This is a genomic window from Nonomuraea sp. NPDC049758, from assembly GCF_040674635.1.
Lineage (GTDB): Bacteria > Actinomycetota > Actinomycetes > Streptosporangiales > Streptosporangiaceae > Nonomuraea.
The window spans coordinates 23,670-44,004 of record NZ_JBFAMZ010000011.1 but is presented as its reverse complement, the minus strand read 5'-3'; the positions used below and the strand labels follow the sequence as shown (position 1 = coordinate 44,004).

Below are 20,335 nucleotides of genomic sequence, written 5' to 3'. Positions count from 1 at the left end.
GGTTGAATACGCGGCGGTGTCAAGAACTGGACAGTCCTGGAGGTCTCACCCGATCTTGTCAGGGCCCCGGGGCGGTTTTACCTCTGGCGGGACGGGCGTCAACCGCGCGTCTTCCGTGCCCAGGAGGAACCGCGTCCACCAGACCCTGGTTACGCGGCGCCGTGATCGCCCTCGCGGTCACCGCCTCTGCCCTGCCCCTGACCGGCGGCGGTCCGGCCGGTCGGCCCGCCCCTCCCAGGGACGGGCCGGGTGGTCAGAACGGGTAGTGGGCCTGTTCGGTCGCCAGGGTGATCCAGCGGGTGTTGCTGAACGCCTCCAGCCCCCACCGGCCGCCGAACCGGCCGTAGCCGGAGGAGCCGGCCCCGCCGAACGGCGCCTGCGGCTCGTCGCCCACGGACTGGTCGTTGACGTGCACGATGCCGGTCCGCAGGCGGCGGGCCACGCGCAGGCCGTGGGTGCCGTTCTCGGTGATGATCCCGGCGGTCAGGCCGTGCTCGGTGTCGTTGGCCAGGGCCACGGCCTCGTCGTCGGTGGCGAAGGTGCCGACCACGCACACCGGGCCGAACGCCTCGCCGTAGTACAGACGGGCGTGCTTCGGCACATCGGCCAGCACCGTGGCCGGGTGCACCGCGCCCTCGGGCTCGCCGCCGCCGGCCAGCACCGTCGCGCCCTCGGCGACCGCGTCGGCGACCAGCCCGGCCACCCGGCGGGCGGCGTCCGCGCTGACCAGCGGCCCGATCACGGTCTCCGGCCGGGACGGGTCGCCGGCGGGCAGCGCGCGAACCTTGTCGGCGAACCGGCGGCCGAACTCCTCGGCCAGCGACTCGTGCACCAGCACGCGGTCGCCCGACATGCAGATCTGGCCCGCGTTCATGTAGACGCCGAACGCGGCGGCGTCGACGGCGTGGTCGAGGTCGGCGTCGTCCAGGACGATGATGGCGTTCTTGCCGCCCAGCTCCAGCAGGGCGGGCTTGAGGTGGCGGGCGGCGTGGGTGCCGATGATCCGGCCGACCTCGGTGGAGCCGGTGAAGTTGACCGCGCGCACGCGGGGGTCGGCGATGAGCGCCTCGGCGATCACGGCGGCGTCGGCCGGATCGTTGGTGACCACGTTGAGCACACCCGCGGGCAGCCCGGCCTCGTGCAGCAGGTCGGCGACGAACAGGCCGCACGCGATGGGGGCGTCCTCGCTGGGCTTCATGACGACGGTGTTGCCCGCGGCCAGGGCGGCGGCCACCGAGCGCACGCCGAGGATGATCGGCGCGTTCCACGGCGAGAAGGCGGCCACCACGCCGAGCGGCTCGCGCACGGCCAGGCCGAGCACGCCCTCCTCCTGCGCGGTGAGCACCTCGCCGCGCGGCGCGGTGATCGCGGCGGCGGCCTCGCGCAGCATGTTCGCGGCCAGCCCGACGTTGAACAGCGCCCACGGACGGGTGCCGCCGACCTCGGCGGCCATCAGCGCCACGGCCTGCTCGCCGCGCTCCTGGAGCAGGTCGGCGGCCTTCAGGAAGATCGCCCGGCGGGCGAACGGGCTGGTGGCCGCCCAGCCGTCGAAGGCGGCCTGCGCCGCGTCCACGGCCGAGGTGACGTCCTCGACGCCCGCGGCGGCCACGGTCGCGTACACCTCGCCGGTGTAGGGGGCCAGGTCGGGCGTCGTACGGCCGCTCAGGGCGGGGACGTTCTTGCCGCCGATCAGCAGGTCACGGGTGATGGTCATGCGGACTCCCCTGATATCTCGGTAAGGACGCGCTGGGCGACGGCGAACGCCGCGTTGGCGGCCGGCACCCCGCAGTAGATCGCGCTCTGCAGCAGCACCTCGCCGATCTCGTCGGCCGTCAGCCCGTTGCGCACGGCGGCGCGGACGTGCATGGCCAGCTCGTCGAGGTGCCCGTGCGCGACCAGCGCGGTGAGGGTGACGCAGCTCCTGGTGCGCCGGTCGAGGCCGGGCCTGGTCCAGATCTCCCCCCAGGCGTAGCGCGTGATGAGGTCCTGGAAGTCCCTGGTGAAGGCGGTGGTGCGGGCGACGGCCCGGTCGACGTGGGCGTCCCCGAGCACTTCCCGGCGCACCCGCATGCCGGGGGCGGCGGGCAGGTGGGCGAGCAGCGCGGCGGTGACCCGTTCGGGCTGGTCGACGCCGGCCAGGTGGGCCGCTCCCGGCACCTCCACGAGCGTCGCGCCGGGGATGCCGTCGGCCAGCTCCCTGGCGTGCGCGGGCGGCGTGGCCGGGTCGTCGCGCCCGCCCAGGACCAGCGTCGGGACGGCGAGGCCGGGCAGCTCGGCGCGCAGGTCGTAGCCGGCCAGGGCGTCGCAGCAGGCGGCGTAGCCGGCCGGGTCGGCGGCGGCGAGGTCGTCGAGCAGGGCCGGGTCGCCCGGCCCGGCGAACCAGCGCTTGGCCGTGGGCTCCAGCAGCGGCGCGGTGCCGTGCTCGCGGACCAGCGCGGCGCGCTCGCGCCAGCCGTCCGGCTCGCCGAAGCGGGCCGAGGAGCAGATCATCGCCAGGGACCGCAGGCGTCCGGGGTGGCGCAGGGCCAAGGTGGCGCCGATCGCGCCGCCGATGGAGATGCCGGCGTAGTGGAAGGCGGCCAGGCCCAGGTCGTCGGCCAGGTCCAGGACGAGCCCGGCCAGGCCGTCGATCGTGGACACACCGGACGACGGGGAGCCGCCGTGTCCGGGCAGGTCGAAGCGGACCACGCGGAACCTGCGGGCCAGCGCGGCGACCTGCGGCTCCCACACCCGGGTCGAGGTGCCGACCGACGGGCCGAGGACGATCGGCTCCGCGTGTTCCGGGCCGTCCACCCGGTGCTGCAACAACGTCACTTCTCCTCCAGCGCCCGCTTGACCAGGGCGGCGGCGGCGCCGGGCGGTCCGGCGACGGTCAGGGCGGCGCGCATGCGCCCGGGATCAACCCGCAGGCCGGCGACCAGTTCCGCGGCGTCGCGGGCGGCGCCGGCGACCAGGCGCAGCGCCTCGCGCAGCGGCTGCCATTCGGCGTGCCAGGCGCCGGGCGGGCGCTCGTCCTCGGCGGCGAGCGAGGCGTACAGGACGGCGGCCAGGGCGGGCACCTGGCGGGCCGCCGCGGCGATCATCGTGGCCCGCACGGGGTTGTGCTTGTGCGGCATCGACGACGAGCCGCCGCCGACGCCCTCGGACACCTCGCCGATCTCGGTCCGCGACATCACCAGCACGTCGGCGGCCGGCTTGCCCAGCGCGCCCGCGGTGAACGCCAGCGCCCCGGCCAGGTCGGCGACGGGGGTGCGCAGCACGTGCCAGGGCAGCGTGGGCGCGGCCAGCCCCAGTTCGGCGGCGAACCGGCCGGCCACCTCCAGCGCCCCTGCGTCTTCGTCGTCCAGGTCAGGGGCGGTGAACCGGTCGAGGGTGCCGGCGGGGCCGCCGAGCTGGGCGGGAAGCGCTTCGCGGGCGGCGCTGAGGCGGTCGCGGGCGTCGAGGGCCAGCTTCCGCCAGCCCGCCGCCTTGAGCCCGAACGTGGTGGGCACGGCCTGCTGGGTGAGCGTGCGGGCGGCCATGACGGTGTCGCGATGGTCCCACGCCAGCGTGGCGAGCCCGGCGGCCACCCGGTCGAGGTCGTCCAGGACCGGCCCGAGCGCCCGGTGGGCGACCAGCATGAGCGCGGTGTCGAGGATGTCCTGGCTGGTCGCGCCCGCGTGCACGTGCTCCCCGTACGGCCCGGCGGCCGCGCGCAGGTCGTCCACCAGCGGGATGACCGGATTGCCGCCCGAACGCGCCCGCGCGGCCAGGCCGGCCGGGTCGAACAGCTCGGCGCGGGCCGCGGCGGTGACGGCGTCGGCCGCCTCCCGCGGCGCGCGCCCGAGGGCGGCCAGCACCCGGGTGAGCGCGGCCTCCGCATCGAGCATGGCCTGCAGGACCGCCACGTCGCCGGTCGCCTCGGCCCCGCCGCGCATGGGCGCGAGCAGCCCGAAGTCGCCCAGACCGCCCACGCGGGACGCGCCCGGGTTCTCGCCGCCGGGGTCAGCCGAAGTCAAGGAAGACCGTCTCCTTCTCGCCCTGAAGATGGATGTCGAAGCGGTGGACGCCCTCCCGCTCCTGGACCGCGACCAGCGTGCGCGCCCGGTCGGGCGGCAGCGAGTCGAGAAAGGCGTCGGGCCGCAGGTAGATGCGGGTGAACAGGTGGTGGAGCAGGCCGCGGGCGAACACGCACACGCTGATGTACCCGTTGCCCGGCTCGACCGTGCGCAGGGTCCAGTGGCCGTCGGCGTCGGTGGGGACACGGCCGAACCCGGTGAAGTCGACGCCGTGCCGGCCGATGACCGCGCCGTTGACCGGGTCGCGGCGCAGCGAGCCGGGCGCGCCCGACAGGTCGCCCGTGGGGTCGGCCTGCCAGAACTCCAGCAGCGCGTCGGAGATGGGGTCGCCGGCGCCGTCGTAGACGCGGCCGTGCACGGTGATGCCGCCGGTGGCCAGGTCGCCGCCGCCGGGGAAGGGCAGCGCGTAGCCGTAGAACGGGCCGACCGTCTGCGAGGGGGTGGGGTTCATCGGCCTTCCTCCATCCAGGTCGCGGCGGGCCCGTCGAGCACGACGTCCCACCGGTAGCCGAGCGACCACTCGGGCTTGGACAGGTCGTGCGCGTAGGTGGACACCAGCCGCTGCCGGGCGCCGTCGTCGGTGACCGACTGCAGGATCGGGTCATAGGGGAACAGCGGGTCGCCGGGGAAGTACATCTGGGTCACCAGCCGCTGGGCGAAGGCCGTGCCGAACAGCGAGAAGTGGATGTGCGCGGGCCGCCAGGCGTTGACGTGGTTGCGCCAGGGGTAGGGGCCGGGCTTGATCGTGGTGAAGTGGTAGCGGCCGTCGTCGTCGGTCAGGCAGCGGCCGACGCCGGAGAAGTTGGGGTCGAGCGGCGCGGGGTGGTCGTCGCGCTGGTGCAGGTAGCGGCCGGCGGAGTTGGCCTGCCAGATCTCCACGAGCTGGCCGCGTACGGGCCGGCCCTGGCGGTCGAGCACCCGGCCGGTCACGGTGATCCGCTCGCCCAGCGGCTCGCCGAGGTGCTGCCGGGTCAGGTCGGAGTCGAGGGCGGTCACGTCCGTGACGCCGAACACCGGGCCGGACAGCTCGCTCGCCTCCGGGTCCTTCAGCGCGACCAGCGGCTGCTTGGGGTGGCGCAGCAGGGTGCTGCGGTAGGGGGCGTAGTCGCGCGCGGGGTGGTCGGCGGGCCGCTCGCCGCGGGACTCGCTCAGCGCGGCGATCTCGCGGTCGATGTCGGCCTGCGTGAGGGGTTCGGACATGGACGCTACCTTTCGAGTACGACGGCCAGCCCCTGGCCGACGCCGATGCAGAGGGAGGCGATCCCGACGCCCGAGCCGGCCGCGGCCAGCCGGTGGGCCACGGCGCCGGTGACGCGGGCCCCGGAGGCGCCGAGCGGGTGGCCGATCGCGATCGCGCCGCCGTCGGGGTTGACCAGGGCGGGGTCGAGCTCGGGCAGCTCGGCCAGGCAGCCGAGCACCTGCGCGGCGAACGCCTCGTTCAGCTCGACGGTCGACAGGTCGCCGAAGCCCTTGCCCGCCTTGGCCAGCGCCTTGCGCACCGCCTCGACCGGGCCGAGCCCGAAGTAGCGCGGCTCCAGCGCGCTCGCGGCGCTCGCGGTGAGGCGGGCCAGCGGCTCGCGGCCGCGCAGGCCCTCCTCGTCGGTCAGCAGCAACGCCGCCGCGCCGTCGTTCAGCGGGGAGGAGTTGCCGGCCGTGACCGTGCCGCCGTCCCTTCTGAACACCGGCTTGAGCCGGGCCAGCGCCTCGGCCGAGGTGTCGTCGCGGATGCCCTCGTCCCTGGTCAGGCCGGCGATCGGGACGATCTCGCGGTCGAGGGACGCCTTGGCCGCCTTCCGGTGGCTGCCCAGCGCGTACGCGTCCTGCTCCTCGCGGGTGATGCCGTGCTTGTCGGCGATCAGCTCGGCGCCCTCGCCGAGCGCGACCGTGTGCTCGGCGGGCATCCTGGGGTTGACCAGCCGCCAGCCGAGCGTCGTGGAGACCAGCTCCCCGCCGCCGGCCGGGAAGGCGCGGTCGGGCTTGGGCAGCACCCAGGGCGCGCGGGTCATCGACTCCACGCCGCCCGCGATCACCGCCGAGGCGTCGCCGACCGCGATCGCCCGGTACGCCTGGATGATCGCCTCCATGCCCGAGCCGCACAGCCGGTTGACGGTGGCGCCGGGCGTGGTGACCGGCAGCCCGGCCAGCAGCGCGGCCATGCGGGCGACGTTGCGGTTCTCCTCGCCCGCGCCGTTGGCGTTGCCCAGGAGCACCTCGTCGGCGCTCTCCTGGCCGGTGCGCTCGACCAGCGCCGCGACGACGTGCGCGGCCAGGTCGTCGGGGCGCACCTTGGCCAGCGCGCCGCCGTGGCGGCCGAACGGCGTGCGGACGGCGTCGACGATGTAGACGTCCTTCATGCGGTGACCTCCGCGTCGGTACGGTTGCGCAGCTCGTCCAGGCCCACGCCCGGCGCGCTCTCGACCAGGGCCAGCCCCTGCTCGGTGACGTCGAGGACGCCGAGGTCGGTGATGATCCGGTGCACGCATCGCCGGCCCGTCAGGGGCAGCGAGCACTCCTCGACGATCTTGGGTGAGCCGTCCTTGGCGTTGTGCTCCATGATCACGATGACCTTGCGCGCGCCGTGCACCAGGTCCATGGCCCCGCCCATGCCCTTGACCAGCTTGCCGGGGACCATCCAGTTGGCCAGGTCGCCGCGGGCCGAGACCTGCATCGCGCCGAGCACGGCCACGTCGATGTGACCCCCTCGGATCATGCCGAACGACAGCGAGGAGTCGAAGAACGACGCGCCGGGGAGCACGGTGACCGTCTCCTTGCCCGCGTTGATCAGGTCGGGGTCGACGTCGGCGGGCGCGGGGTAGGGGCCGACGCCGAGGATGCCGTTCTCGGAGTGGAGGACCACGTCGACGCCCGGCGGCAGGAACGACGGGATGCGGGTGGGCAGGCCGATGCCGAGGTTGACGTAGTCGCCGTCGCGCAGCTCGGCCGCCGCCCGCGCGACCATCTGGTCACGGGTCCAGCTCATTCGGTGACCGTCCTCTTCTCTATGCCCTTGTCGGCCGCCTGCTGCGGAGTGAGGGCGAGCACGCGCTGCACGAACACGCCGGGCAGGTGGACCTCGTCGGGGTCGATGTGCTCGGCCAGCTCCTCCACCTCGGCGACGGTGACGCGTCCGGCCATGGCGGCCAGCGGGTTGAAGTTCCTGGCGGCGCGGTGGAAGACCAGGTTGCCGGACCGGTCGCCCCTGGCCGCCCGGACCAGCGCGAAGTCGGTGCGGATGCCGTGCTCCAGGACGTACTCCCGGCCGTCGAACTCGCGCACCTCCTTCGGCGGCGAGGCGACGGCGACGGTGCCGTCGGGGTGGTGGCGCAGCGGCAGGCCGCCGTCGGCGACGGGGGTGCCGACCCCGGCCGGGGTGTAGAAGGCGGGGATGCCGCTGCCGCCGGCCCGCAGCCGCTCGGCCAGGCTGCCCTGCGGGGTCAGCTCGACCTCCAGGTCGCCGCCCAGGTACTGCCGCGCGAACTCCTTGTTGTCGCCGATGTAGGAGGCGGTCACGCGGGCGATGCGCCCGGCGGCCAGCAGGATGCCGAGGCCGCCGCCGTCGACGCCGCAGTTGTTGGACACGACGCCGATGCCGGTCACGCCGGTGTCGTAGAGGGCCTGGATCAGCACGTTGGGGATGCCGCTGAGCCCGAAGCCGCCGACCGCGAACGACGCGCCGTCCCGCACACCGGCCAGCGCCTCCGCGGCCGTCGCGACCACCTTGTCTCTCCGCACGACGCTCCGTTCAGCCGAGGATGTTCGCCCGAGTGCCCGCCCGAGGGTGTTCGCTCTGCGAACTTTAGTTCACTATTATGAGTTCGAGTATCTGTAACCGGGGCGTTCCTGTCAAAGCCCCCACCTGGACGAGGAGTCGCCGATGGAACCGGCCGGGACCCTGGAGCGCGGCCTGGCCGTGCTGCGCGTGCTGGCCGCCGACCCCGGGCGGCCCATGCGCGCGACCGACCTCGTCCGCGCCACCGGGCTGGCCAGGTCCACGGTCGACCGCGTGCTGGCCACGCTCGTGCACCTCGGCCACCTGCGGGCCGAGGGCCGCGACGTGCTGCTCGCGCCGCCGCTGATGGAGCTGGGCGCGGCCTACCTGGCCTGCAGCGGCCTCCAGGAGAGCCTGTCGCCCCTGGCCGAGCGGCTGGCCGCCGAGCTGGAGGAGTCGGTCTCGCTGGCCGTGCCCGACGGCGACGGCGTGCGCTTCGTCGGCCAGTTCACCCGGCGGCGGACGATGTCGGTGGCCTTCCGGGTGGGCGACCTGCTGCCCGCCGGGCGGTGCGCGGCCGGGCTGGCCCTGCTCGACCCCGCCGCGCCGTGGGCCGAGGACGACCAGCTCATCGAGCCGGGGCTGATCGCGGTCGCGCTGCCCGTACGCGACCCCGGCGGCACGGCGGTCTGCGCGGTCAGCGTGGTCAGCCACACCAGCAGGCACACGGTGGCGGGGCTGCGCGAGCACGCCCTGCCCCGCCTGCGCGCGACGGTGGCGGACATGGAGGCCGTGCTGGCCGCCCTGCCCGCCCGCCCCCGGGAGCCGCGCCGCGCGCCCGCCGGGCTGGACGGATCGCGGGCCGTCAAGGAGGAGCTGGGCATGGGCTACCTGCAGTCGCTCGCCCGCGGCCTGGCCGTGCTGGTCTCGCTCGGGTCGGCGCGCGGCGGCTGCACGCTGGCCGAGTCCGCCAGGGTGACCGGCCTGCCCCGGGCCACCGTCCGGCGTGCGGTGCAGAGCCTGCAGGGCCTCGGCTACGCCGCCGCCGTGGGCGACCGCCACGTGCTGCTGCCCAAGGTGCTCGAACTGGGCTACGCCCACCTGTCGGGACGTACGTTCGGCGAGGTGGTCCAGCCGCACCTGGCCGACCTGGTGGCGCGCGTCCGCGAGTCGGCGTCGGTCGCGGTGCTGTCCGGCGACGACGTGCTCTACGTGGCCCGGGTGCCCACGGTCAGCATCATGAGCGTGGACATCACGGTCGGCACCCGCTTCCCGGCGTACGCCACGTCCATGGGCCGGGTGCTGCTGGCCGGGCAGCCCACCGCACGGCTGGCCGCCATCGAGCCGAAGCCGCTGTCCCGGCACACGATCACCTCGCCGGACGGGCTGGCCGCGGCCGTGCGGCAGGCCGCCGCCGACGGCTACGCGCTGGTGGACCAGGAGCTGGAGGAGGGCGTGCGGTCGATCGCCGTCCCCGTGCGCGGGCCGGACGGGCGCGTGGTGGCGGCGGTCAACGTGGCCACGCACGCCGGCCGGGCCAGCCGCGACCACCTGCTGCGCGACGTGCTGCCCGAGCTCCGGCGGACGGCCGCGCGCATGGAGGCCGACCTCGCGCACACCGGCCGGCTCCCCTGACGCGCCTCCCGGCCACCGACCGGCTCCCTGGCTGGCCTGCCGGCTACCGGGTGGCCTCGGCGCGGGCCTCGCTCGGGGTCAGGCCGTACCGGGCGCGGAAGAGGCGGGCGAAGTGGGCCTGGCTGGAGAAGCCCCACCGGTGGGCCACGTCGGCGATCGTGGTCTCCAGCGCGCGCGGCCCGGTCAGCTCGGCGTGCGCCCGGACCAGCCGCCGCTCCACGATGTGCCGGGCGGGCGAGCGGCCGGTGGACTCGAAGATGCGCGCCAGGTGCCGCACGGAGATGCCCATGACCCCGGCCACCTGCGCCGCCCCCAGGCAGGGGTCGTGCAGGTGCCGGTCGATGTAGTCCTCGGCGACGATGAGCTGCGACCGGTAGGCGTCCGGCCCGGGACGCCCGCCCGTACGCTCCTCGGCGAGCTGCCTGAGCAGGTCGAGCACGGCCCGCTCGGCCTCGGCCGGGTCGGGCGCGGAGCGCAGGGCGGCCAGGCCGCCGATCATCGAGCGCAACGCGGCCACGAGCACGCCCTCCCGAGCCGTCGCCCTGCCGAACACCATCGGCCCCGGCAGCCCGCCCGCCACGCACGCCTGCGCGAACAGCTCGCGCGGTACGTCCACCAGGATCTGCCGCATCGAGGAGGAGAACCCGAACAGGTACGGCCGGCGCGTGTCGTAGACGACCAGCTCGCCCGCCGTGGCGGCCAGGCAGCCGTTCTCGTGCAGGAACACCGCCTCGCCCTTGAGCAGCAGGGTCGCGAACACCGAGTCCTTCGGCGTGGACCTGACGGTCTGCGGGCTGCGCTCGATCGCGTGGGCGTTCCCGGCGATCTCGGCCAGCCGCAGCCCGGCCAGCTCGATGTTGGTCTGCCTGGCCAGCAGGCCGTGCTCGGAGTACGACGTGCACGACAGGCCCACCAGCGCCCTGCGGTTGTAGTCCTCCCAGAAGTGGATGCGCTCGGCGGGTTCGACGTGCTCGGTCGTGGCCTGGGAGATCACGGAGACGGCGGACAAGGCGACCCTCCTCGCGTTCGTGCCGGTCAGGGGACACACAGCTTAGGTGAGATGTCACACAGCCAGATAGCCTCCGTCCACGGGGACGACCGCCCCGGTGACGTACGACGCGGCCGGCGAGCACAGGAACGCCACCACCGAGGCGACCTCGCGCGGCCTGCCCAGCCGCCCGCCGGGGATGCGGGCCAGCACCTGGGCCAGGGCCGGCGGGTCGTCGAGCACGCCGCGGGCCAGCGGGGTGACCACGAAGCCGGGGGCGACGGCGTTGACCCTGATGCCGTCGGCGGCGTACTCGGCCGCCAGCGACTTGGTGAGCTGGGAGACGCCGCCCTTGCTGGCGCTGTAGGCGGGCCGGTCCCTGCTGCCGGAGAAGGCGAACATGGAGGAGACGTTCACGATCGCGCCGCCGTGCTCGGCCAGCGCCGGGCGGGCGGCCTGGCAGGCGACCATGGTGGCGGTCAGGTTGACCTCGATGACGCGCTGCCAGCGGGCCAGGTCGTACTCCTCGCGATCGTGGCTGACGCCCGCGCAGTTGACCAGCGCGTCGAGCGGGTCGCCGGCCGACAGCAGGCGGGCCAGGCCGCCCCGGTCGAGCACGTCGTGCTCCACCACCCGGACCAGCGGGTGCGCGGGCAGCTCGGCCGGGTCGGCGGGCGGCAGGCCGAGCGCGGTCACGGCGGCGCCCAGCTCGGCGAGGAGCACGGCGGTCGCCGCGCCGATGCCGGACGTGCCGCCGGTCACGAACGCGTGCCGCCCGGCGAACAGCCCTGGGGCGAGTCCGTCGGTCACCGGAGCCGCCCCTCGTCCTGAGCGGGTCGTACCAGCACCTTGACCTGGTCCTCGCCGCGCAGCAGCGCCTCGAACCCGTCGCGGACCACGTGCTCCAGCGGGATGGTCGCGGTGACGATCGCGGCCAGGTCCACGCCCTCCTCGGCGACCATGCGGATCAGCTCGGGGTAGGCGTCGCGGTAGCCGACGCTGGTCACGATCGTCTGCTCGTTGTTGACCAGGGCGAAGGCGTCGAGGGAGACCGTGCCGGTCAGCCCGAGGAAGACCACCCGGCCGCCGCGTCGGGCGGCGGCCAGGCAGGCGCGCAGGGTGCCTTCCGAGCCGACGGCCTCGAAGACGACGTCCGCGCCCTCCCCGCCGACCGTCTCGGCCAGCCCGTCGCCCGTCGCCGTCTCGACGCCGAGGCGGCGGGCCAGCTCCAGGCGGGCGGGCGAGCGGTCGGCGGCCACCACGCGGCCCGCGCCGGCCCGCGCCGCGAAGCGGGCCACGAGCAGCCCGATCGGGCCGAGCCCGAGGACCGCGACGGTGTCGCCGGCGCGGATCCCGGCCCGCCGCACCGCGTGCAGGGCGACGGCCGCGGGCTCGAACACCGCCGCCTGCTCCAGCGGCACCGACTCGGGCAGCCGGTGCAGCATGTACGCGGGCACCGTCGCCCGTTCGGCGAGCCCGCCGTGCCCCATCAGCCCGGCGAACCCGAAATGGCGGCAGATGTTGTACTCCCCCGCCAGGCAGCGCGGGCAGTTCCCGCACCGGTAGTGCGGCTCCACCGCGACCCGGTCGCCCACGGCCAGGCCGGTCACGCCCGCGCCGAGGCCGGTGACCGTGCCGCAGAACTCGTGGCCGAGGACGAGCGGCGCGCGCACGCCGGACTCCGGATGCGGCTCGCCCACGGGGATCGCGTGCGGGCCGTCGGCGTACTCGTGCAGGTCGCTGCCGCAGATCCCGCAGTACGCCACCGCGATCGCCGCCTCGCCGGGGCCGGGCTCGCGCACGGGGACGTCCTCGACCCGCACGTCCTTGGCCCCGTGCCAGACCGCGGCCTTCACGCGGCCGCCCTGCGCAGCACGGCGGGGGCCGTCTCCTTCAGGGCGAAGGCGAGCCCCACCACGACCAGCGCGCCGCCGGCGGCGATGAACATCGCGGCCTGCAACCCCCACTGGTCGGACGCCCAACCGGCGACCATCGGGCCCAGGAAGCCGCCCGCCAGCTCGCCCACGCCCATGATCACGCCGAGCGCGGTGGCCAGCGCGCCGCGCGGCACGGTCTCGGCCGGGATGGTGGCCATGAACAGCGTGAAGCAGCCGAGCCCGGTGTAGGTGACGATCATGATCGCGCCGAGCAGCACGGGGCTCTCGACGTAGACCACGGCCAGCGGGCAGAACACCGCGAGCGCGGTGAAGCCGATCAGCGCGGGCTTGCGTCCCAGCCGGTCGGAGATGGCCGGGGTGGCGAAGCCCCAGAGCACCCAGGCCACGCCCAGGCACGTCATGACGCCGCTCATCGTGCCCGGCCCGAAGCCCTTCACCTGGGTCAGGTACGTCGGCGTGAAGGTGATGATGGTGACGAACCAGGTCAGGTAGCAGCAGGCGATGAGCATGCAGACGACGATGTTGCGCAGCTTCAGCACCTCGCCCAGCGGCACCCGCGGCTCCTTGGCGGGCGCCTCGGCCGCCGCCCGCGGCGACCGCTCGCGGACGAACTTCGCGATCAGCAGCGCCATCACCAGGCCCGGCACGATCGTGACGTAGAAGGCGATCCGCCAGTCGTAGGTCTCGGCGATCCACACCACGACCAGCGGCGCGAGGATGCCGCCGAGCAGCCCGGCCGACGAGCCCTGCAACAGGCCCATGTTGAAGCCCCTGCGGCGTTCCCGGCTGGCCTCGACCATGAGCGACTGCGCCATCGGCAGCACGGCGCCCTCGGCGGTGCCCATCAGCGCGCGGGCGGCCAGCAGCCCGGCGAACCCGCCCATCAGCCCGGACGAGGCCGAGAACAGCGAGAACAGCACCACGGCCACGACCAGGATGGGCTTGCGCCTGCCGAGCGCGTCGGACAGGCGGCCGGCGAACATCCCGGCCAGCGCCCAGGTGAGCGCGAGCACGCCGGACAGCGTGCCCAGCTCGGCGTTGGACAGGCCGAAGTCCGCGTCCATGTACGGCGCCAGGAACGACAGCGCCTGCCGGTCGAAGAAGACGAAGCCGAAGGACAGGAAGAGGATGACGAGAAGGCGGTTCTCGTACCGGTCGGCGGCCCTGGTGTCCGGCGCGGCCGCGATGTCGGTCATGACGCACTCATTTCGGGGGATGCGGCGGGGCGGCGGTCAGCGGAACAGGGAGTTGACGTAGTCGGCGCCGATGCCGACCTTCTCGTAGTGCTCGCGGCACATCTTGATGTAGTCGTGCACGTCGAAGAAGCCGTCGGGGTCGCCGTTCTCGTCCAGCCAGACCAGCGGGCCCTTGACGATGAAGAACGTCTTCATCGGCTCGCCGCTGTCGTAGGCGACCAGCGTGTGGCCCTCGCCCGGGGCCTCGTAGACGAAGTCACCGGCGGTGGCCGTCCAGGGGCGTTCCAGGTAGCCCCATTTGCCGGAGATCGTGTACGCGAACACCTCGTGCGGGTGGTAGTGCCGGTTGACCAGCCCGGCCTCCTTGGCCCGCAGGATGTCGGCCCAGCTGTTGTCCTTGACGTTGATCCACAGCGGCCGGGAGCCGACGGTCTCGGTGAACGGCACGTAGTACCGGTCGTCGTCGGTGGCCACCTTGGACAGGTACACCTCGGGCAGCGCGTCCGGCCGGAAGGAGTTCTCGATCGGCCGCAGGTCCTTCCAGAACTCGCCGGTGGGGTTGTCGGGCATCTGAACGGCCCCTTTCGTGTCGTGTTCCCGGCAGTGAATCCCGGCCGGACCGACACCGTCTTTCCCCAGGTGGACGTGGCGGCTTGCAGATTCAGGACATGCGGCCGCGCCGCGGTCAGGCGCCGAGGTCGCGCACCACGTTGTCCAGCCGCACGGCGAGGTCGTCGAGGGCCTGCCCGTCCGTCGCGGCGCCGGCGGGGAGCTGGGCCATGACGTCCTCGCGGCTGGCTATCACCAGCCCCCGATGGGCGTCGTCGATCTCCGCGGCCCGCAGCACGACGCAGTCGCCCCGGACGAACACGAGCGTCGCGTCGGCGTGCTCCGACTCCAGCAGCCTGCGGACACAGTCACGGTCGATGAGAGACATCTCGGCTCCTCTTCCCCTCAGCGGGCGTGTACCCCCACAGAAGGGCCGAAACCCCAGGTGGTCGCCCCGGCGTCGCGCTAGCCGAAGGTGGGCGGGCCGCCGTCGTCGCGGGCGCGCCGCCGCGCGAACACCACCAGGTACGCGGCGGCGGCCACCGCCAGGATCGCCGGCGGCAGCGCCAGCGGCAGCCGTCCGGCCAGCACCGCGAGCACCGCCAGCACGACCCCGGCGAGCAGCAGCAGCGCGGCGGCCAGCAGGCGCAGGCCGAGCGCGTTCGACGGCGGCGGCTTGCGCGGCCAGTGCCCCTCGCCGCCGCCGTGCACGCCGGGCACGCCGGTGTCGCTCACCACGCCTGAGCGGCTGATCTCGTCCGGGGGCGGCGGCTCGCGCAGCACCGGAGCGAAGAACTCGTCCTCGGGATCGTCGTCTCGCCGGTTCATGAGGGTGACCCCTACCCAGGATTCCGGCCGCTCCCACGAGTGAACGGCGGGGCACCGGGAAGAGCTGTTGCTGGCGGTAGCGTGCCGCTCACCTGCGTGAACGAGGACTGAGGACATGACGACGACGCCGCATCCAGCATCGGGGGACGAGCAGCGCGAGCACACCCTGCGCGATGCCGTGAGGACGGACATCGAGAGCGTCGAGGAGCCCGCCCGGCTGCTCCGCGTGAGCGCGATGGCCCGCAGCCTGCTGGAGGAGGCCAAGGGGGTGCACCTGGAGGAGCGTGCCAGGGAGCGCATGCACCGGATCTACGAGCAGGCCATCCAGGAGGTCGCCGGGGCGGTCGCGCCCGAGCTGCGCGACGAGCTGGAGCGCCTGCGGCCCACCCCGAACGGCGGGACGCCGACGGAGATGGAGATCCGGGTCATGCAGGGGCAGCTCGTGGGCTGGCTGGAGGGCGTCTTCCAGGGCATCCAGGCCGGGCTCCAGCTCCAGCAGGCCGCCGCCCGCCAGCAGCAGCTCGGCCTGCACGCCGGCCGCGCCCTGCCCCGCCCCGACGGCGTCCGCGCCCAGGGCGAGGGCAACTACCTGTAGACACCGGAGCCGGGTGCGGTCAGCGGGCGGGGCTCCATTCGGGCCGCCAGCCGGGGCGCAGGCGGTAGCCGTAGGCCAGGTGGCGCAGCGTCTGGCAGGGAGAGCCGGCGGCCTCGCCGCACACCGGGCAGAGGGCGTCCCCGGCGTCCCCGGCGTCCCCGGCCGACAGCGGCGGGGTGTGCTCGTTCAGCAACGCCAGTTCGGCGCCGCAGCGGGCGATGGCGTCGGCCGGGTCGTGCAGGGCGATGTGGATCGCCTCGACCGGGTGGAGCAGGTCGTCGTCGTGGAAGCCGACGCGGGTGACCGTCCGTCCGCCGCCGAACTCCAGCCGCCGCGCGCCGCCCGCGCCCTGGCGTACCGGGGCGGCGGCCGAGCCTGTGGCCGTGAGGTAGCGCCAGGGCCCGGCGCCGGCCGCCTCCGCGGTGGCCTTGTCGGCCTCGATCTGCGTGCGCAGCCACTGGACCAGCGTGGCGCCGTCGGTGTCGGGGGCGCCCTCGGCGCCCTCCAGCTCGCGCAGGAACGGCGTCACCGCCGCGTTCAGCTCGGCGACGAACGCCTCCAGCGACGCCTGGGCGTCGTCCAGGTTGGGCAGGCCCTCGGCGCGCGGCCGGGTGGGCGTCGGCAGCCGGTCCCCGGACAGGGGGATGCGCAGCTCCAGCGTGCTCAGGGCGGTCGGCGTGCCCTCCGCGCCGGCCGCGTACGGCTGCTCGCCCTGGTGCCGCCAGCTCGACCAGCCGTCCGGCAGCGGGACGGGCGGCGGCGCGGCGAGCTCGACCACGGCCAGCGGGTCGCGGCCGTCCTCGGCCCGGTGGCAGGCCGCGTCCAGGACCCGGGGGTGGGTGCGCACGTACGGCGAGTCCGCGACCGGCCGGGTGGCGACCTCCCAGGCGGCCAGCGCGAAGTGCAGCGGGTCCAGCGTGACGCCGCTCGCGCCCGGCTCCCCGCCCGTGGCCGCGAACGCGTGCCGCCACCTGCGTAGCTGTTCGCCGTAGTGCTCCTGCGTCCCGCCGTGCCCGGCGTCGATCCAGAACGCCTGCGTCGCGGTGCGAACCGTGCTTTTCATGCCAGAACACCCCTTAAATCCCCTATCGAGCTTTCTGCCCGGTATCGCGGACGACCAACGCCTCCTGACGGCCCTCCCGTTAGCGCTGTGACCTGCGGGGTAGGCCACGGCCAGCGGGAAGTGCGAGCGAGGGGGATTGTGGTCATGCGCACGACTGCTTTTCGGGGTATCAGCTCCTTCAACGGGGAATCTCGGCAACCGGCTCCACGGCGCATCCAGATCGTGCACACGGAGTCGCGAAGACGGTCGCACCCGTTCGTCGCGGCCGTGCTCGGCGCCTGCGCCGGGGCCGCGGTGACGTACCTGCTGGATCCGGACCGGGGCCGCACGCGCCGCGCCCGCGTGCGGGACAAGGGCTCGCACGCCACCCACGAGGTGCGCGACGGCCTGGGCGTGCTCGGCCGCGACCTGTCCAACAGGGGACGCGGGTCGGCCGCGGCGGCCAGGTACCGCCTGACCGGCGGCACCGCCGACGACCGCGTCCTGCACGAACGCGTACGCGCCGAACTGGGCCGCCACATCAGCCACCCGCACGCCGTCGAGGTCGAGGTGCGCGAGCGCGTCGTGACGCTCTCCGGCGACGTGCTCGCGGGCGAGGACGAGCGCGCCCGCCAGAAGGTACGCCGCATCCCGGGCGTCAAGCGGGTGGAGACCAACTGGCACGTGCACAGGGACGGCGCCGACGCGCCCCGGCTGCAGGGCCAGGGCCGCCGCCGCAAGGCGGTGCCGGAGCTGCTGCAGCAGCGCTGGTCGCCCTCGGCCAGGCTGGTCGCGGGCGGGGCGGCGGCCTCGATCTGGGCGGTCACCGGCAAGCTGCCGAGGCCGCTGTCCTGGCTGACCCGCTGCGCCGCGTCCGCGCTGGCCGTGCGGGCGGCGACGAACCTGCCGCTGCGCCGCCTCACCGGCGTCAACGCCGGTCGCGAGGCGATCGACGTCAACGCGGCCGTCTCGATCGCGGCGCCGGTGGCGGCCGTGTGGCCGCTGGTGAGCGACTACTCGCTGTTCCCGCGCTTCATGCCGGACGTCGAGGAGGTCCGGCTGTCGGCCGACGAGCTGCGCTCCCACTGGGTGATCAGGGGCCCGGCCGGGACGCGCATCCGCTTCACGGCCACCGAGACCAAGCGCGAGGAGGGCGCGGAGATCGCCTGGAAGTCCGGCGACGGCGAGCTCATCGCCCACACCGGCGTGCTGCGCGTGGACGCCCAGGCCGACGGCCGGACGCGCGTCCAGGTGCACCTGTGCTACAACCCCATCGCGGGGGCGGCCGGGCACGCCATCGCCGGGCTGCTCGGCGCGCATCCCGCGCGCAAGCTGCGGCAGGATCTGGTGCGGCTGAAGGAGCACGTCGAGAACCAGGTGCAGCCGGTCGCGCCGTCCCTGCTCTGACCGCTCTCCGGCCGCCCTCCGGCCACCGGACGGCCACGCGCGACGGGGGTTCGCGCGTGGCCCGTACGCTGGCGTGATATCGATCCCGATATCACCGGATGGCCGATATCGGTCTTGGACGCCGCCTTTCGTCCTGTGCTGTCATGTCCGGGCTTGCCCCTGTTCCCGCCCGGAGGTGCTCCCGCATGCCCAATCGCCTGTCGAACGTCGGTCGGCTCACGGTCGCGGCGATGTCGGCCGGGTTGCTGACGGCCGCGATCACGCTGCCCGCCGTCGGCGGCACCGGCACGCTGGTCGTCTCCGCCACCGAGCAGCTGAACCTCAAGCCGGTGGCGCTGGCCGAGCCGCCCCTCGCGCAGACCTCCACCGTGTACGACGCCCGCGGCAACGTGATCGCCCGCTTCTACGACCAGAACCGCGAGATCGTCCGCCTGGACCAGATCTCCGAGGTGATGCGGACGGCGGTCGTCGCCATCGAGGACGACCGGTTCTACCAGCACGGCGCGATCGACGTGGAGGGCACGCTGCGCGCCCTGGTCAAGAACCTCAGCTCCGACCGGCTCAGCCAGGGCGGTTCCAGCATCACCCAGCAGTACGTCAAGCAGGTGCTGCTCAACGCGGCCGACACCGAGCAGGACAAGAACAAGGCCCTGGAGGCCAGCTACGCCCGCAAGCTCAAGGAGCTGCGCTACGCGATGGGCGTCGAGCAGAAGTACGGCAAGGACGAGATCCTGCGCCGCTACCTCAACATCGCCTACTTCGGCGCGGGGGCCAACGGCGTGCAGGCCGCGGCCAGGCGCTTCTTCGGCGTCCCGGCGTCCCGGCTGGACCTGGCCCAGGCCGCCACGCTGGCGGGCGCCGTGCAGGACCCGAACACGACCGACCCGAGCCGCGGCAGGAAGGCCCGCGCGCTGCTGCTGGCCCGGCGGAACGTGGTGCTCGACCGGATGGCCGAGCTGGGCAGGATCACGCCGGAGCAGGCGGCCGCGGCCAAGGCGAGAAAGCTGGGGTTCAAGGACGTCCGGCTGCCCAACGGCTGCGGCGACAGCGACTATCCGTACTTCTGCGAGTACGTCCGGCACGAGCTGCTGGCCAACCCGGCCTTCGGCGGCACGCGGCGGGCCAGGGAACGCGCCTTCGCGCAGGGCGGCCTGAAGATCTACACCACGCTCGACCCGAAGGCCCAGGCCGCCGCCGACCGGGCGATCAGGAGGCACGTCGACGCCACCGACGACGCCCTGGCCGCCGAGGCGCTGGTCGAGCCCGGCACCGGCGCGATCAGGGCCATGGCCGCCAGCCGCGGCTACGGCTCCTCGGCCAGGAAGAAGCAGATCTCCTTCAACGCGGTGGCCGACGCGCGGCACGGCGGGCTGATCGGCTTCCAGGCTGGCTCGACGTTCAAGACGTTCACCCTGGTCGAGGCGCTCAGGCAGGGCATGAAGGTGGACGACGGCATCACCGTGGGCAACGGCTACAACGCCCCCTCCACCGCCGCCTTCAAGAACTGCGCCGGCGCCGGCGTCGGCGACCCGTCCTGGACGGTCACCAACGACGAGGGCTCCCCCGGCTTCAAGACGCTGCGGACCGGCACGTGGGGCTCGGTGAACACGTTCTTCATGGCGCTGGAGCAGCGGGTGGGGTTGTGCCGGACGGTCGAGACGGCCAAGTCGCTCGGCATCGCCCGCGCCGACGGCCGCAAGCTCCAGGAGTACGAGACGTTCACGCTCGGCATCAACGAGACCGACCCGGTGACGGTGGCCACCGCGTACGCCGCCATCGCCGCCCGGGGCAAATACTGCGCGCCGATGGCCATCACCAGGATCACCGATGCCGCCACCGGCCGGCCGACCTCGTACCGGCCGTCGTGCCGGCAGGCGCTCGATCCGGGCGTCGCCGACGCGACCGCGCACATCCTGTCGGGCGTGTTCACCAAGGGCACGATGAGCCGCGTCGGCGGCATCGGCCGCCCGGCGGCCGGCAAGACCGGCACCACCGACGGGTACGCCACGGCGTGGTTCGCCGGGTTCACCCCGGACCTGGCGGGCGCGGTCAGCATCGGCGACCCGCGCGGCTCGCAGCGGTACAAGCTGGTGAACACCACGATCGGCGGCCGGTACTTCGCCATCGTGGCCGGGGCCTCGCTGCCGGGGCCGATCTGGAACGACACGATGAGGGCGGCGCTGAAGGGCGTGCCCGCCACGCGGTTCACGCCGATCGACACCGGGCGCTTCGGCGGCTGCGGCGACGCCTGCGCGCCCGCGCGTCCCGACCGGGACGCCGACCGTCCCGACGCGGGCGAGCCCGGCCTCGGGGAGCCGGCCTTCGACGACCAGGGCGCGGGCAGAACGCCCGTGGCGCCCGGTCCATAACCCCGACGGGTGACTCAAGAGCTATACGACAGGCGGCGCGGCGCGACCGTACCCTCGATGA

General features: G+C 74.3%; 20 protein-coding genes. 4 read left to right on the top strand and 16 right to left on the bottom strand.

The window, feature by feature from the left end; translation table 11 throughout:
• Nucleotides 1-253: 253 nt before the first annotated feature.
• From AB0J46_RS27745 to AB0J46_RS27710, 8 genes are read right to left on the bottom strand one after another with little or no spacing between them, the layout of a single operon-like run.
• Complete coding sequence (locus AB0J46_RS27745; protein ID WP_364336843.1) at nt 254-1,714, bottom strand: aldehyde dehydrogenase family protein; 1,461 nt, start codon at nt 1,712-1,714, stop codon at nt 254-256.
• Nucleotides 1,711-2,808 carry a 4-carboxymuconolactone decarboxylase gene (gene pcaC, locus AB0J46_RS27740; protein ID WP_364337235.1) on the bottom strand — a complete coding sequence of 366 codons (1,098 nt, stop codon included), beginning with the start codon at nt 2,806-2,808 and terminating at the stop codon, nt 1,711-1,713. Before pcaC ends, AB0J46_RS27745 begins: the two co-directional genes overlap by 4 nt.
• Nucleotides 2,809-2,810: 2 nt before the next feature.
• Nucleotides 2,811-3,998 (bottom strand): 3-carboxy-cis,cis-muconate cycloisomerase, encoded by a 1,188-nt coding sequence (gene pcaB / locus AB0J46_RS27735; protein ID WP_364336842.1) that lies wholly within the window; start codon nt 3,996-3,998, stop codon nt 2,811-2,813.
• Nucleotides 3,985-4,509, bottom strand: a complete 525-nt coding sequence (gene pcaG / locus AB0J46_RS27730; RefSeq protein WP_364336840.1) for a protocatechuate 3,4-dioxygenase subunit alpha — start codon at nt 4,507-4,509, stop codon at nt 3,985-3,987. Before pcaG ends, pcaB begins: the two co-directional genes overlap by 14 nt.
• Nucleotides 4,506-5,258, bottom strand: coding sequence for a protocatechuate 3,4-dioxygenase subunit beta (gene pcaH, locus AB0J46_RS27725; RefSeq protein WP_364336838.1), 753 nt, complete (start codon nt 5,256-5,258; stop codon nt 4,506-4,508). Before pcaH ends, pcaG begins: the two co-directional genes overlap by 4 nt.
• Before the next feature lie 5 nt (nt 5,259-5,263).
• The gene (locus tag AB0J46_RS27720) at nt 5,264-6,412 is read right to left on the bottom strand and encodes a thiolase family protein (RefSeq protein ID WP_364336836.1); all 1,149 of its coding nucleotides are present in this window, start codon (nt 6,410-6,412) and stop codon (nt 5,264-5,266) included.
• On the bottom strand, nt 6,409-7,038 hold the full coding sequence (locus AB0J46_RS27715) for a CoA transferase subunit B (RefSeq protein WP_352328076.1): 630 nt from the start codon (nt 7,036-7,038) through the stop codon (nt 6,409-6,411). Before AB0J46_RS27715 ends, AB0J46_RS27720 begins: the two co-directional genes overlap by 4 nt.
• Entirely contained in the window at nt 7,035-7,790 is a 756-nt protein-coding gene (locus AB0J46_RS27710; protein ID WP_364336834.1) for a CoA transferase subunit A, read from the bottom strand. Before AB0J46_RS27710 ends, AB0J46_RS27715 begins: the two co-directional genes overlap by 4 nt.
• A gap of 142 nt (nt 7,791-7,932) precedes the next feature.
• On the opposite strand from AB0J46_RS27710, the gene AB0J46_RS27705 reads away from it, so the two are divergent.
• A complete protein-coding gene (locus AB0J46_RS27705) occupies nt 7,933-9,402 on the top strand; it encodes an IclR family transcriptional regulator C-terminal domain-containing protein (RefSeq protein ID WP_364336832.1) in 1,470 nt (489 codons plus the stop codon).
• Nucleotides 9,403-9,445: 43 nt separating this feature from the next.
• Here AB0J46_RS27705 and AB0J46_RS27700 read toward each other — a convergent pair whose 3' ends face one another.
• The 7 genes from AB0J46_RS27700 to AB0J46_RS27670 all read right to left on the bottom strand — a co-directional run bounded on the left by AB0J46_RS27700 (nt 9,446) and on the right by AB0J46_RS27670 (nt 14,861).
• Nucleotides 9,446-10,411: a helix-turn-helix domain-containing protein gene (locus AB0J46_RS27700; protein WP_364336830.1), complete on the bottom strand. Its 966-nt coding sequence runs from the start codon at nt 10,409-10,411 to the stop codon at nt 9,446-9,448.
• 54 nt (nt 10,412-10,465) lie between these two features.
• Nucleotides 10,466-11,200: an SDR family NAD(P)-dependent oxidoreductase gene (locus tag AB0J46_RS27695; RefSeq protein ID WP_364336828.1), complete on the bottom strand. Its 735-nt coding sequence runs from the start codon at nt 11,198-11,200 to the stop codon at nt 10,466-10,468.
• Nucleotides 11,197-12,246: a 2,3-butanediol dehydrogenase gene (locus AB0J46_RS27690; protein WP_364336826.1), complete on the bottom strand. Its 1,050-nt coding sequence runs from the start codon at nt 12,244-12,246 to the stop codon at nt 11,197-11,199. Before AB0J46_RS27690 ends, AB0J46_RS27695 begins: the two co-directional genes overlap by 4 nt.
• Nucleotides 12,243-13,484 carry an MFS transporter gene (locus tag AB0J46_RS27685; protein WP_364336824.1) on the bottom strand — a complete coding sequence of 414 codons (1,242 nt, stop codon included), beginning with the start codon at nt 13,482-13,484 and terminating at the stop codon, nt 12,243-12,245. The genes AB0J46_RS27690 and AB0J46_RS27685 overlap by 4 nt, the downstream gene beginning before the upstream one ends.
• Before the next feature lie 36 nt (nt 13,485-13,520).
• Nucleotides 13,521-14,054 carry a 2,4'-dihydroxyacetophenone dioxygenase family protein gene (locus tag AB0J46_RS27680; protein WP_352324601.1) on the bottom strand — a complete coding sequence of 178 codons (534 nt, stop codon included), beginning with the start codon at nt 14,052-14,054 and terminating at the stop codon, nt 13,521-13,523.
• A gap of 115 nt (nt 14,055-14,169) precedes the next feature.
• On the bottom strand, nt 14,170-14,421 hold the full coding sequence (locus AB0J46_RS27675; RefSeq protein WP_364336822.1) for a hypothetical protein: 252 nt from the start codon (nt 14,419-14,421) through the stop codon (nt 14,170-14,172).
• Nucleotides 14,422-14,498: 77 nt separating this feature from the next.
• Entirely contained in the window at nt 14,499-14,861 is a 363-nt protein-coding gene (locus AB0J46_RS27670) for a hypothetical protein (protein WP_364336820.1), read from the bottom strand.
• A 115-nt stretch (nt 14,862-14,976) separates the two neighbouring features.
• On the opposite strand from AB0J46_RS27670, the gene AB0J46_RS27665 reads away from it, so the two are divergent.
• Complete coding sequence (locus tag AB0J46_RS27665) at nt 14,977-15,456, top strand: proteasome activator (protein ID WP_364336818.1); 480 nt, start codon at nt 14,977-14,979, stop codon at nt 15,454-15,456.
• A gap of 19 nt (nt 15,457-15,475) precedes the next feature.
• Here the strand turns inward: AB0J46_RS27665 and AB0J46_RS27660 are convergent, their stop codons facing one another.
• Nucleotides 15,476-16,519 carry a DUF6221 family protein gene (locus tag AB0J46_RS27660; protein ID WP_364336816.1) on the bottom strand — a complete coding sequence of 348 codons (1,044 nt, stop codon included), beginning with the start codon at nt 16,517-16,519 and terminating at the stop codon, nt 15,476-15,478.
• Between the two features lie 222 nt (nt 16,520-16,741).
• On the opposite strand from AB0J46_RS27660, the gene AB0J46_RS27655 reads away from it, so the two are divergent.
• Nucleotides 16,742-17,905, top strand: a complete 1,164-nt coding sequence (locus AB0J46_RS27655) for an SRPBCC family protein (protein WP_364336814.1) — start codon at nt 16,742-16,744, stop codon at nt 17,903-17,905.
• Between the two features lie 185 nt (nt 17,906-18,090).
• Nucleotides 18,091-20,274 (top strand): transglycosylase domain-containing protein, encoded by a 2,184-nt coding sequence (locus tag AB0J46_RS27650; RefSeq protein ID WP_364336812.1) that lies wholly within the window; start codon nt 18,091-18,093, stop codon nt 20,272-20,274.
• Nucleotides 20,275-20,335 lie beyond the last annotated feature (61 nt).